The sequence below is a fragment of the Syntrophorhabdaceae bacterium genome (assembly GCA_036504895.1).
GTDB lineage: Bacteria > Desulfobacterota > Syntrophorhabdia > Syntrophorhabdales > Syntrophorhabdaceae > PNOM01.
Map to the genome: position 1 here is coordinate 1 of DASXUJ010000121.1, position 12,927 is coordinate 12,927.

A 12,927-nucleotide genomic window follows, 5' to 3' on the forward strand; every position below is an offset into this window, starting at 1 on the left:
CCTCCTGGACCGGCACAAGGAGCGTGCCTATAGATTCGGCGTTAGCCCTATTTTCTTGTGGAAACCTGATCTTCACGGCGAACCTCTTGTCGCCGTCGAACAATTCCGTGGGTTGGCCGCCACGGACCGCCGTTTCTATGATCTCCTGAACATCGGAAATATTGATCCCGAATCTGGCCGTTGCCTTTCTGTCAAAATCGATGTGGAGATAGGGCTGCCCGGAAACCTGCTCCACCCTCAAGTCCATCGTCCCCTGTATGGAGGACATTATCCGGGCCATGTCTTCTGCGTTTTTCTTCAGAACGTCGAGGTCGTCGCCGTATATCTTTATGGCAAGCTGGGATTTAACCCCTGAAATCAGTTCGTCCACCCTGAGGGCAATAGGTTGAGTGAAATTGAAAGTCATCCCGGGCATGGACCCCTCAAGCCTTTCCCTCATTTTCGCGATAAGCCCGTCCTGTGTTTTTGCGGTCTTCCATTGAGAACGGGGTTTAAGCGTGATGATAGGGTCGGATATCTCGGGGCCCTGTGGATCGGTGGCAATGCCTCCCGCCCCTATTCTGGAGACCACGGAATCTACCTCGGGGAAGGAAAACAATACCTTCTGAAACCGTTTCTCTATCTCTACCGATTCCTCGAGAGAGACGCTGGGAAACCTTATGGGCTGGATCACGAGGGAGCCTTCCTGCATGGTGGGCATGAACTCCCTGCCTATGAACGGCAAAAGACAGAGACTCGCTGCAAGCAGACCACAGGAGATGGCCGTGACTTTCTTCCGGTTAAGGAGGGCCCACTCGAGTATGGGCCTGAACCTCCTCTTTATTGTAGCAAGGAACTTCGTGTCCTCCTCTTTGCCCGGTTTCAGTATGAAGAGAGAGAATACGGGTACAAATACGAATGAGACGATGAGGGAACTCACAAGAGCCATTACTACCGTGAGGGCCAGGGGAATGAACATCTTCCCCTCCACGTCGGTGAGGGAGAAGAGGGGCAGGAAGACGATGGTGATAATGAGTATCCCGAAGAAGACGGGACGCACTACTTCTTTCGATGCTTCCGCTACAATGTGTACGCGGGACTCCCCCTTCCTCTCCGAAAGCTGGCGGTAGACGTTTTCTACGATAACCACCGCGCCGTCAACGATCATGCCTATGGCTATGGCCAGTCCGCCCAAGGACATAAGGTTCGCGGTAAGGCCCCATTGCCTCATAAAGACGAAGGTGCAGAGCACGGTAAGAGGTAATGACAAGGTGACCACGAGGGCTGTCCTCACGCTACCCAGGAATATAAAGAGCACTATAACGACGAGAATGGAGCCTTCCGCCAGGGCTTTTGTAATGGTAGAGAGCACGCGTTTTACCAGTTCGGCCCGGTCGTAGTATGGTATGGCCCGGACACCATCGGGCAGTGTTTTATTTATCTCTTTGATCTTTTCTTTAACCTTTGCAACCACGTTCATGGAATTGCCGCCCTTCACGAGGAGAACGATTCCCGTCACTGCATCGTGCCCGTTCTTCACCGCCGCGCCGAGCGTGAGAGCTGGTCCGAGTTTCAACTCGGCAATATCCTTCACGAAAATGGGCGTGCCGCGGGAGGAGGCTACCACTATGTCGCCTATGTCTTCCAGATTTTTAAGAAGCCCCAGGCCCCTGATGATATACCTTTCGCCGCCCATATTCAGGTAGCTGCCGCTTGCATTTGCATTATTGCGCGCCACCGCTTCGAAGATCTGCCGAAGGGAGAGATTGTACTTGATAAGCTTTTCGGGGCTCACAATTACATGATATTCCTTGACGTCCCCGCCGTGGGAATTTACGTCAATCACTCCGGGCACGGTCTTGAGAATCTTCTTCACCACCCAGTCCTGGAGCGTCCTGAGCTCCATCGAACTCTTTCCTCCCCCTTCGAGGGTATACTGATACACTTCGCCGAGGCCAGTCGAGATGGGGCCGAAGGTCGGCTCCACGCCTTTGGGGAGCTTCTCCCTCACTTCGATCAGACGCTCCAAGACAAGTTGTCGGGCGAAATAGATATCGATCTTGTCTTCAAAGACGAGGGTGACCAGGGATAGGCCGTATTTCGATATAGATCTCGTTTCCTTCAACCCCGTGAGACCGCTCATCTGAAGCTCGATGGGGGCGGTCACAAACTTCTCGGTTTCGAGGGGCGACATGCCCGGTGATTGGGAGATGATCTGGACCTGGACATTGGTCACATCGGGAAAGGCGTCAATGGAGATCGTCTTATAGCAGAAAAGGCCCGCCACAACCAAAAAGACGACTCCGAGGAGCACCGGAAGCCTCTGTTTCAATACGAAGTCGACAATACCCTGCATGATGCCCCCTACTCGACCTTGAGCGATTGTTTCTTATACTCGGACTTGACGGGGAAAGTACCCTTTACGACGAGCACATCACCCTCGCGTAAGCCAGTTACGGCCTCTACTTTCTTACCCAGGGAGCGTCCCAGGACCACGTTCTTCCTCTTGAATAGACCCTCGCCGACCTTCACAAAAACATACCGGTCCGACCCATCTACGAGAATGGCCTCCTCGGGTATGGCGATCACCTCACTTGCTGCCGCGCCCGTCTCGGCGTCTATGGACACGGCGGCAAACATGCCGGGCTTCAGCGAGCCTTCAGAATTATCTATGGTCACCCGGGCCTTAACCGTTCGCGTCCGTTCCCCCACCACATCACCAATATACGAAATCTTGCCCCGGAACACCTTATGGGGAAAAGCATTCACCGAGACGTTGACTACGGCGCCCGCCTTGAGCTTTGCCATATCTATTTCATAGATATCCACGAGGACCCAGAGCGTCGAGATGTCCGCTACCACAAAAAGCGGCTTCTCGGGACTCACGACTTCCCCCTGTGTTACGGCCTTCTCTATGACGACTCCTCCGACGGACGAGACGATGGGGATGAGAGGTCGGTTACCTGCGTCACCGTTTTGCGTTGTTCGGAGCGCACCGACGTCAATACCGAGAAGCCTGAACCTTTCTTTTGCGAAGGTCAGGTCCGCTTCAGCCTCGCTCAGGTCCTGGCGGGCCTTCAGCATGTCCTTTTCGGGCGCAACCTTTTGCTCAAAAAGGGCCTCCTCCCGTTTGAGGTTCTTCCGGGCAAGCTCGTACCTCCCTTTGTTCTTTCTGTATTCGGCCCAGATCTGGTCGAGCTCTACTGTGTCAATGAAGGCGAGGGGTTGCCCGGCTTTCACCCGGTCCCCCTGGGACACGGTGGTCCGCATGATGCGCCCCGTGACCCTCGAGCTTACCCTGGATGTTTTGTCTGCATTCAACTCAATGGCAGCGGTTGCCATGAGCGGCGTGTTGTCCGGTTCCCTTAAGACCTTCGCCACTTCTATGCCTGATGCCCCGAGCTTCTCGGGTGGCAGAGAAACAACGTCGGGATCTTTTGCTTCCTGAGCCGTTCCCCTGTTTTTGGTGAGTTCCTCGCGGCCCGGCGAGCCTTTCCATGCAAGGACCGTTATCGCCAATACGGACCCCGTGAGAACGCCCGCAAGAATAAGACCGATCATTTTCTTGCGTCCGAACAAAAACTTCATCATCATATATCTCCTCCTGCGGCCCGCTCCATGGCATAGACCCAAGTCTGAGCCCGTAACACGGTGTCGAGGTAGGCGAACTGCATCTCCAGCGTATCTCTCTGCGCCCCTCGCACCTCGAAAAAACTGATCTTGCCTTCTTTGAAAGCAAAATTGAGAAGGTTCAGGGTTTCCATTGATTTGCCCATGATCTCCTTTTTAAAGACGGTCAGTTCGTTCAGAGAAGAGACAAGGTTGTTGTACGCATCTTCTATCTCGCGGTCGAGTCTGTTTTCGAGTCCCGAACGCCTTATCCTTGCCTGCCGGGCCCGCGTCTCAGCCCCTTTCTTCTCCGCCTGCTTTCTGTCAAAAAGGGGGATCGAGACGGACATGAGGACTCCCCGGTCGTACCTCTCTTCGTCTCTGACCTGAAATCCGCCGAAGGTCACATTGGGTATAGCCTCTCTTCCGACGAGATCAACTATCCGGTCCGACATCTCCACTTCTCGAGAGGAGGCCTTTAAGTCGGGCCGGACCGCCGCCGCCCGCTCCATAAGGAGACGCTTCTCGGGTAGCTGATACGTGTCGGGAGAGAGCGTGCCTTCAACGGAAAATCCGGGGTCGGGTTTCAGCCCCATCGCACCCTGGAGCGAAAGGAGCGCTTCCCTTACCTCCCTTTCCGCAGACACCAGGTCCCTCCTCGCTTTTCCCAGCTCAATTTCCGCAAGGTTCACTTCCAGTCCCGAGACACTACCTGCTCTGTATTTTATGTGGGTAAAGTTCATTAACTCTTCTTGGATGTTCACGACCTTCTTAGTCAACTCCTCTTTTGCCTTTAACGAAAGAGCCTTGGCAAAGCCCTCCCGCACCTCATAGATCAACAGTCTTTCTCTGTCCCTGATCTGATTGACCACCCTTGAGATATTTTTGTGGGCGATATCCACCCTGATCCCCCTCTGGCCCGCCACCTCAAACTCCTGAGAGAGGGTAACGCCATAGTTTGTATATTTTCCCGCCCCAACCTCCGAAGGCTTTTCCTTTTTCGAAAGGGTGCCGCCCACTATGGGGTTGGCGGGAAGGAGGATGCGGGCCTTCTGTAATTGCGCTTTCCCCACTTCCTCCTCATATCTCAGGGCCTGGAGCTCCGAATTGCTCTTGAGCGCCGTCCCGACTGCCTGGTCCAGGGTAAGGGCGTGGGCCATACCTGTACCAAGCATGGTAAACAACATAAATACAATTAAAAACATTGGTAGTGTGCCTCCTTGGCCTTTTTCCTGCGAAGGTCGGGAATAAGCCCATACTATTATTGTGTGGTCAGCCGCGCCTCTGGGCGTTCCGTAAGGCGTACCCGGTTCCGGAGAGGGCGAACAAAGGGATGAATGATTCATGGAGGGGGAGCGGGCGTTTATGGTTCCCCTCCTATTCCTGACTAATTCCCGCTCTCCGTGTAAGACATAGCCTTTCAATCAAAGAAATCGAAGAATGCCTTTCTTCTTTCACCATACCCGAGACAGACTCTCTGGTCCCGACAACAGTCTTTTTCCATACTTCGTGAAAGACTCTTCTCCTGTTCATTACGAGGCAACGATAAGACCGCCTCCATATTCCGTATGATGGCGCCGAGCGCTCCATTCTCGAGCCAGATACCGCCGCATACGGCGCACATGTCGAGGGACTCTCCGTATCTCACACGCTTCGTCAATTCACCGCCACAACCGGGACATACCAAGACAACACCTCCTGGATACGTTTGGACCCATATTCTACCATCCGGAAAATGTCCGGATTATTACAGGCAGATTACAATTGTGTAATCTTTGTAGTGATTGCATTAAACGGAGGGTACGGCGGGGTGCCTGCCAACCTTATGCTGCACCCGAACCGCACCTCACGGAGGTCCACGATGGATAACCCAATTCCGTGCCTTGAGGATTTCCCTAAGTGCCGTTCAGTCATGAAGAACTGATGTTATCTGTAATCACCCTCTTGTGTAATTCCCCCAAGGGCCCAGCTTCGCTCCCCGGTCCTTCTCGTAAAGGTCCAGTATTCGAGAAACTTCACGGGATCCGAGGGGCTGCCGGAGATGACCTGGTTGCTTGTCTCGTCCACCACGTAGTCAAGAAGACTTGCGAGGAATTTCACGGTAATATTCTCCACGCCCTGCTCCTGGACCGCATCGACGATCTCAACCTGCCGGACAGCGATATTTTCAAGGCGGTTGATCTGCTTATTTGTTTGATATCTGCTCACGTCTTCCTGAAAGGTATTGAGCATTTGAGGGGTAAACAGGTATCTCACGCTATCCAAATCCCTTTTTGTCCAAGCGCTCTGGATCTTGAAGAAAGAATCTTCGACCATTTCCTTGAACCTGTATTCATTGAACATGGGGTCTGAGCCGCTGATATAACGGAGTCCTGCGGAGACAGGGTCTTCCTGGTTCGGCTGAGGCACATAATAGGGTTCAGACGCAGGTTCGCTGCTGAAGCCGTAGGAGTTGGCATATGCTGTTCCTCCGACCCCTGCGGTCGTCATCATCTGCTTTCTTGCCCTGTAGCGTTTTACTACAAAATAGATGACGCCACCGATAATAACGAGAAGTATGAGTTCACCAAAACCGAATCCGCCGCCTCCGCCGCCACCAAATCCGGAACCGCCCCCGGCGAAACCGCGGCCGCTAAAAAGCATACTTCCGAGCATGCCGCCCACCAAACCGCCGCCGAGCCCTGAAAGGAAAGTCTTGCCCATGGAAGACTGTGATGCCGGTGGTTGGACGGGAGGTCTTTGAGGAGGGGCCTGTTGCGGGCGTGACTGGCCAGGGGCCGATCTCTGATAGGAGCCGCCGGAGCTGTATCCCTGACTCCCGGATGATCTTCCGCTCCCCGCTCGTGCGTGGGCGAGAGATTCCATTCCTAGGGAGAAAAGAAAAAGAAACCCTACAACAATGACCAACCCTTTAAGGGAATGGTGTAATGACTGTTTCATGAAAACCTCCAGAGGAAGCCATATTTATACAAATTGTCCGGTCACGTTCTTCTGCATGAACCTTTCTGTCCTTCGCAATGGTGTTCCTCTCCTGCCGTTCAAACAATCGCGGGACGCGTGGGAGGATCTTATTTCCGACATCCCTTCCGTCGGCTATCACTTCCGGAGGGCGTCGGGCCTGTGCTGTTCGGAGGTCCGGCCTGTTTACCATTCTACCTGATTAAAGGTTACGAAGTTATTACTGGAACATTACAGTTGTGTAATCGGATTGTTTTGGCCCTACGGTTGTGGGAATCTTAATGTGACAGTCGTACCCATGCCCGGTTCGCTTTGCACTATTACCGCACCTCCGTGGAGATCCATGATCGATTTTACGATAGAAAAGCCGAGTCCCGTGCCTTGAGGATGTTGAGCACGCGCCCGCCCCGTCCTGAAAAATCGATTGAATACCTGAGCGAGGTGTTCGGCTTCGATGCCCATTCCCGTGTCGACTATGTCCACCTGGATTGCTCCGTCATCGCCGGTTTGCACGGTTACCGTAATTTTACCTCCCGACGGCGTGTACTGAAACGCATTTGAGAGGATATTGCTTAAAGCATGTCGAAACAAGGTGGGGTCTACCTCCATTTCTGCATCCCCTGAGGCTGTGACCTCGATGCCCTTCTCTTCCGCAATAGGGTCAAAGAACTCCAGAAGGGCCTCTATCACCTCACCCACGTGTATTCGGGTTTGTCGCAGCATTGTATCTGGACTTTCCGCGTGGGCCAGGAAAAGGAGATTTTCTATCATGCGGGAAAGCCGACCATATTCCTCCAGGCTCGATTCAAGAACCTGGCGATACTCATCCGTCGTCCGGGCCTTAAACAGGGTGACCTCCGCCTCACCCCTGAGATTATTAATGGGCGTTCTCAACTCATGGGCAAGGTCGGCTGAAAATCGTGACAGGGCCGTAAAAGAATTCTCAAGTCTTTCAAGCATCCCGTCGAAGGCGTCTGCGAGGACGGCGATCTCGTCGGGCCATTCCCTCGATCCCATCCGGTGATGGAGCCGCCCGGGACCTATGCTTTTGAATGCCTTTCTCATGGCCTTCAGAGGACGCAGCCCTTCGTGTGCTATGGAAAATCCAATGAGAGTCGACAAAATCATTCCCGCGAAGAGGACGATGGCCACTTTTTCCCTGTAATCGGCGATAATCGCATCTTCGTGCGACACATCGAGCGCTATTTGGATAATCTTTTGTCCCCCGACCGGGGTGTTCAGATCGACCCGTGCGGCCACCAGCAGAAGAGGGCTTTTGTCGAGCCCGACTACCCTCACACCCTCTTCCGGGGGCACGTCGGAGGCGGAAGGGGGCGGGAAAGACGAACACATCACAACGCGGCTCATGCCTGGAGCCTCGACTGCCACCGTATTGTCCGTATCGATGATCCTCGCATAGTGCCTGATGTAGGTTAATGCGGAGGCCTGAGCACCTCTTTCCACTTCCTCTTTCCATATGTTTATGTTGTGGGGATGTTTTGCCATGAGCATGCGCAAGTTATGAACCTCCGCGGCGAGAAATCGGTTGTCCTCACTTGCCATGTCGGTTATCAGTATGCGATCGAGAAAAATGGCCGATGTTGCCAAAAGAGACAGCGTAGCCACGGCATAGAGAATCGTGAGCCTTCTCGTAATGGAGAGGGTTTTGAGCGAAGAAAGACTCGCTTTAGAGGTCAGCTTCTTCAGAACGTTCTTCAAGGACATAGCCCACACCCCGGACCGTATGGATCAGTTTTACTGGAAAGGGGTCGTCCGCCTTTCTTCGCAGCCTCAGGATAGCCACATCCACCACATTGGTATCGCTGTCGAAGTTGATGTCCCAGACCTGCTCTGATATGAAGGTCCTGGTTACCACTTCCCCGGCATGTCGGGCGAGAAGCCACAGGATAAGGAACTCCTTCGGCGAAAGATCCAGACGTTTCCCCGCTCGTGTCACTCTGTGTCTGACAGGGTCGATTTCCATGTCCGCAATGCGTACCGTATCCGACTGTCTGTCGGGACCCCGGCGAAGGATCGTGCGAATGCGGGCGAGCAATTCCGAGAAGGCAAAGGGTTTTACAAGATAGTCGTCTCCGCCCAGCTCAAGGCCATTGATCCGGTCCTGCAAGGAATCGCGCGCGGTCAGGAACAGCACGGGCGTCTGCTTCCCGCTCGCCCGAAGCTCGCGGATGACCGACCAGCCGTCCCGGCCGGGGAGCATGATATCGAGGATAACGATCGCGTAATCACCTGTCACGGCAAGATGGAGGCCATCTTCTCCGTTCTCGGCCACGTCGACCACGAATCCGTGTTCCGAGAGACCCTTCTTCAAGTACTGGCTGGTCTTCTTCTCATCTTCCACGATTAACGCGCGCATAATCCAATGAATCTCCTGTTTGGGGACCAATGTTACACGATAATAATCCCGGGCGCAACAACAATTATGAATTCGTAAACAAGCTGTTCAGTCGATTTTGCTGTTCCACGGCCCTTCCTTGAAGACTTTATTCTCGTGGAAAACCCTCTCGCACGATGCCCCTTTTCCATAAAAATGAGATCCTTGTCCACGGGTATGATTACAGAAATGTAATATTGCGGTAACCGTGAAGAAATCGTCGGTCCGTTATAATTAAACAGTGACGCACGAAATATTTGCCGGTTGGAAGCGCCCCAACCCATATGGGGTGAAAACATGGATTAACGTTTCAGAGACCTCAATCTTCAGGGGGGGTGTGGACAAGGGCAGCCCGGTAGGTCCTCTCACGGGCCAATAAAAGCCTGCCCCCCCTGAGCAAAATAGCGGGGATCAACGAAAAGCCCCATAAGCCAGGAGAGTCACGATGAAGACCAAAATGAACGAACTGCTGTGGACCTTGGAAGCCGGCACCGTTCTACCCGTTTCTACCGGATATGGCAGGAAGGGCGGCCGCACAAGGAAGGCCGAAGAGATGCAATCCCACATGAAACAACAAGGGAGGGAACTTGACGGCCCCAGGGAAAAGTGACCATTCCCGATTCACCTCGCGCCACGTTTCGTAACGAAAACGAAAGGTCCGGAAATAAGGGGTAAAGTCGGCAGGCAAAGGACGGCTGAAGGGCAATTGGTAAAGATGGAGGATTCATGTCCAAGATTGCATCAGACGCTTTGACAGGGGCACTAAAAGCCCAAATGAAGAAGATGGATATTGTGACGAACAACCTGGCAAATATGTCAACGCCGGGCTACAAGGCGATGAGAACGGTATTTCATGGTTTCCTGGCCGATCAAATGCCGCATGCCGGAGGAGACACGGATGAATCCCTTTCTGACTCTGCCGCAAACACCTTTATCGATTTCTCTCAGGCCCCTTTACTGGAGACAGGTGGAATGCTGAACGTAGCGATAGAAGGGCCGGGACTTTTTGTCGTGTCCACGCCCGGCGGCCCCATGTACACACGAAATGGACAATTCTCCCTTGACAAAGAGCAGAGACTTGTCACGGGGAGCGGGCACCCGGTGATGGGCCAAGACGGTGCCATAATTGCGAAAGGCAGCACGATAAGGATCGAGACGGACGGGTCCATCCTCGCGGACCACGTTCCGGTCGGCAGGCTCCAGGTCGTCGACTTCAAGGACAGGACACAACTCTACGCCGTCGGTGCAGGTCTCTTCTCACACGGGACGAAGAAGATCCCGGCGGAGTCGGTGACAAAATACTCGGTAAGACAAGGGTTTATAGAGATTTCGAACGTAATTCTCACCCAGGAGATAATTGAGCTGATAACCTGCGTCCGCACATATCAAGCATACAAGAAGGTGGACAAATTAATGGACGAGGCGGATGACAGGATGTTTACCATAAGCACTATAAAATAATGGTTTTTCTGCTGGAGAAGACAGGTGACGATAGATCAGATAGTATCATGGTTTTTTATTGCACTGGTGCTCGCTATGGGCATGGCCGCCTATTTTGTATTTTGGAAGGGGAAGTGATGCTAGGTGTGGCAACGTAGTAGTTGAGCCTTTCGCCCAGGCAAGGAGACTGAAAGTTCTGCCTCACCAGAGATGAAACCCTATTGGGATTAACTGATAGTGGAACGCTAAAATCCACCGGAAGGATTCATCCCTTGTTTGGGTTACGGTCAAGAACCGCTATGATATCCTTTTTAACGGTATCCATGAGTTTGAATCGGAAACGATGTTTTGCGCTCAAATGAAATAGCATGTCCTTAAAAGTGCTCTGCGTGAATCGGAATTGTTCGTGTTTTTCCCCGCAGCTTGTTGATCTCCTCGCCAGATATCCTACCAGGTCGCTCCTGTTCGATAAATTATGGATCGGCTCGGAGATAATTATCCTTTGTGCCGAATGCATCATTTTGAGAATCAGCGATTCAATGTTCTCCGCAAAATGATACAGGGAACCGGCGATAATGCACAGGTCCGCTGTGGGTAATTCGCTGATCCTCTTCACATCTGCTAATCGAGCGTCAAAACCTTTTTTTTTCGCATGCCTTACAAATTTTGTATTCATGTCAAAGCCGGTCCAGCGGATCCCCCTCTGCCTGCAGTGCTCGGCTATGATTATATCTCCGAAGCACAACTCGACGACGTTCCTGCCTTCTATCATGCCGTAAATCTTCTCAAATCGTTGATTGTAGGACCCTTTGTAGAGAAGGTCCATAATGAGACGGTAAAGGTAGATATTCCTATAGATTATGCTCGTGTGTGGCATAAGGGTCTCCTCCTGAACATGGACGCTGCCGACAGCAGTTCATATATAAGATTCGCGCTTCGAAAGCTATGAGAGGGGCCGGCAACTGCGGATATGTTACATAATCTCCCCTTACCGGAAAATTAAACCGCTATGACATTTCTGTAATCTCAAGAGGTCATTTTACCCATACACGCCGAGCAGGCGTATCCTTCAAGCAAGTTATGACAAAGAACCTCCGGGAAATGTTTTAAAGGCTACGGTTATGACGGTCTTAGCATCCTGGAGAGAACCAATCCGGCCCCATTGACGGTAAGCTTGAACTGTGTCCAGGATCCTATTCTAGCAAGCAGGTTGAGAATCTTTTTCGGGCGTAGATAGAAGCTCCTGTAGGCCTTTTTCTGCCATTTTATCAATTCATGGGCGGAAACATCCGGGAGGTGATGAACCGGATTAGTATAGAGTCCGTATCTTGAATAATCCAGCGAATCAATTAAACCTTCGTTACGAAGCTGTTCAAATATTTCACTACCAGGGTATGGTTTCAATATGAAATACTTCGCAAAGTCGGGGTCCAGCTCAAGTGAAAAATCAAGTGTTCTTTGAATGGTTTTTGGAGTATCCCCGTAGAATCCGATCACAAAAAAGCCCCATGTGGTGAATTCAAGATCTTTTGCAAGCTTCATCGCCCTGCGAACCTGATCCTTCGTTATCCCTTTCTTAATTATTTTGAGAATGTCATCATCTCCCGACTCCACCCCAAACCCTATGTTATTGATGCTGATTCCTCTAAGGGCGTTCAATATTTCCTCGTCAACCGAATCAGCTCGTATTCCATTCGATGTCTCAAAGTTGAGAGGATAGTTGCGCTTTTTCAGCGCGTTGCATAATTCGAGAAACCGTTTTTTGTTACTGGAAAGATTGTCGTCTAAGAAATGGGCTTCTCTCGCGCCATATCGGTCCACAAATACATCCAACTCCTCCAGAACATTCTTGATCGAGCGCATCCTAAAACGCTGTCCGAGTATTTGTTTCGTGCAACAATACGTACATCGTCCATAGCATCCTCTCGATGTTATGATGGGAAGGGCGGGAAGCTTTTGAGCGTCCGGCGGAGAGTACTTCTTGGGATCCTTAACCAAATGAAAGGCTGGAAAGGGGAGGTTGTCTAAATCTTGTTCAACTTTTCGAGGGGGATTCTTAAATACTATGCCGGCCTTCTTAAAGTATATGCCGTGGACACCCTTCAGGTCACCATTTCGCTGAAGGGTGTCCACAAGGTCACGCATGGTGTGTTCTCCTTCTCCTATGCATACCGCGTCGATACCCGGCACGGCAACTGAATTGTCCGGATCGATCGTCGCGTGTACCCCGCCCATCACCGTAAAAATGCCTTTAAATCTGTCTTTTATTGCATTGGCAATCTTGAAGCCTTCCGGGGCTATCGGCGTGACACACGAAAGACCGACGACCTGGGGCCCGGATTCTGAGACATGATCGAGCAGAGATGCAATATTCATCCCATCTATATCCATGTCAATATATTCAACATCGTGATGGTCTCTTTCCAGCATGGCGCATACGTACAGCGCCCCATAGTGGGGATAGGCAGGCCGCATTTTGGTACCGTAAACGGATGCCTGAGAGGGGATGACAATTAGGATTTTCATTGCGTACGATCTTCCTCCCC

Annotated in this window: 10 protein-coding genes; 2 read left to right on the top strand and 8 right to left on the bottom strand. The window is 52.0% G+C overall.

The features are described from left to right. From VGJ94_17180 to VGJ94_17205, 6 genes are all read right to left on the bottom strand, one after another. Positions 1-2,335 (bottom strand): CusA/CzcA family heavy metal efflux RND transporter (locus tag VGJ94_17180; GenBank protein HEY3278351.1); only part of this gene is annotated, 2,335 nt, incomplete at its 3' end. Between the two features lie 8 nt (positions 2,336-2,343). Then, on the bottom strand, positions 2,344-3,573 hold the full coding sequence (locus tag VGJ94_17185) for an efflux RND transporter periplasmic adaptor subunit (protein HEY3278352.1): 1,230 nt from the start codon (positions 3,571-3,573) through the stop codon (positions 2,344-2,346). Then, on the bottom strand, positions 3,570-4,793 hold the full coding sequence (locus VGJ94_17190; protein HEY3278353.1) for a TolC family protein: 1,224 nt from the start codon (positions 4,791-4,793) through the stop codon (positions 3,570-3,572). The genes VGJ94_17185 and VGJ94_17190 overlap by 4 nt, the downstream gene beginning before the upstream one ends. Positions 4,794-5,514: 721 nt before the next feature. After that, entirely contained in the window at positions 5,515-6,243 is a 729-nt protein-coding gene (locus VGJ94_17195) for a Tim44 domain-containing protein (protein HEY3278354.1), read from the bottom strand. Positions 6,244-6,807: 564 nt separating this feature from the next. Further along, on the bottom strand, positions 6,808-8,271 hold the full coding sequence (locus tag VGJ94_17200) for a heavy metal sensor histidine kinase (protein ID HEY3278355.1): 1,464 nt from the start codon (positions 8,269-8,271) through the stop codon (positions 6,808-6,810). Beyond that, complete coding sequence (locus tag VGJ94_17205) at positions 8,234-8,923, bottom strand: heavy metal response regulator transcription factor (GenBank protein HEY3278356.1); 690 nt, start codon at positions 8,921-8,923, stop codon at positions 8,234-8,236. Before VGJ94_17205 ends, VGJ94_17200 begins: the two co-directional genes overlap by 38 nt. Positions 8,924-9,386: 463 nt before the next feature. Here VGJ94_17205 and VGJ94_17210 point away from each other — a divergent pair, with 463 nt between their 5' ends. After that, on the top strand, positions 9,387-9,551 hold the full coding sequence (locus VGJ94_17210) for a hypothetical protein (GenBank protein HEY3278357.1): 165 nt from the start codon (positions 9,387-9,389) through the stop codon (positions 9,549-9,551). Positions 9,552-9,667: 116 nt separating this feature from the next. Further along, positions 9,668-10,402 (top strand): flagellar hook basal-body protein, encoded by a 735-nt coding sequence (locus tag VGJ94_17215; protein HEY3278358.1) that lies wholly within the window; start codon positions 9,668-9,670, stop codon positions 10,400-10,402. 244 nt (positions 10,403-10,646) lie between these two features. On the opposite strand, the gene VGJ94_17220 is transcribed toward VGJ94_17215, so the two are convergent. Together VGJ94_17220 and VGJ94_17225 are read right to left on the bottom strand one after the other, a co-directional pair. After that, positions 10,647-11,153 carry a hypothetical protein gene (locus VGJ94_17220; protein ID HEY3278359.1) on the bottom strand — a complete coding sequence of 169 codons (507 nt, stop codon included), beginning with the start codon at positions 11,151-11,153 and terminating at the stop codon, positions 10,647-10,649. 347 nt (positions 11,154-11,500) lie between these two features. Next, the gene (locus VGJ94_17225; GenBank protein ID HEY3278360.1) at positions 11,501-12,907 is read right to left on the bottom strand and encodes a radical SAM protein; all 1,407 of its coding nucleotides are present in this window, start codon (positions 12,905-12,907) and stop codon (positions 11,501-11,503) included. Positions 12,908-12,927: the final 20 nt, after the last annotated feature.

What these genes read in the sequence shown, in the direction of transcription:
- VGJ94_17210 (HEY3278357.1), top strand. Translation starts at nt 9,387, where the DNA reads ATGAAGACCAAAATGAACGAACTGCTGTGGACCTTGGAAGCCGGCACC.
- VGJ94_17220 (HEY3278359.1), bottom strand. Translation starts at nt 11,153, where the DNA reads ATGATAGAAGGCAGGAACGTCGTCGAGTTGTGCTTCGGAGATATAATC.
- VGJ94_17205 (HEY3278356.1), bottom strand. Translation starts at nt 8,923, where the DNA reads ATGCGCGCGTTAATCGTGGAAGATGAGAAGAAGACCAGCCAGTACTTG.
- VGJ94_17190 (HEY3278353.1), bottom strand. Translation starts at nt 4,793, where the DNA reads ATGTTTTTAATTGTATTTATGTTGTTTACCATGCTTGGTACAGGTATG.
- VGJ94_17195 (HEY3278354.1), bottom strand. Translation starts at nt 6,243, where the DNA reads ATGCTCGGAAGTATGCTTTTTAGCGGCCGCGGTTTCGCCGGGGGCGGT.
- VGJ94_17185 (HEY3278352.1), bottom strand. Translation starts at nt 3,573, where the DNA reads ATGATGATGAAGTTTTTGTTCGGACGCAAGAAAATGATCGGTCTTATT.
- VGJ94_17225 (HEY3278360.1), bottom strand. Translation starts at nt 12,907, where the DNA reads ATGAAAATCCTAATTGTCATCCCCTCTCAGGCATCCGTTTACGGTACC.
- VGJ94_17215 (HEY3278358.1), top strand. Translation starts at nt 9,668, where the DNA reads ATGTCCAAGATTGCATCAGACGCTTTGACAGGGGCACTAAAAGCCCAA.
- VGJ94_17200 (HEY3278355.1), bottom strand. Translation starts at nt 8,271, where the DNA reads ATGTCCTTGAAGAACGTTCTGAAGAAGCTGACCTCTAAAGCGAGTCTT.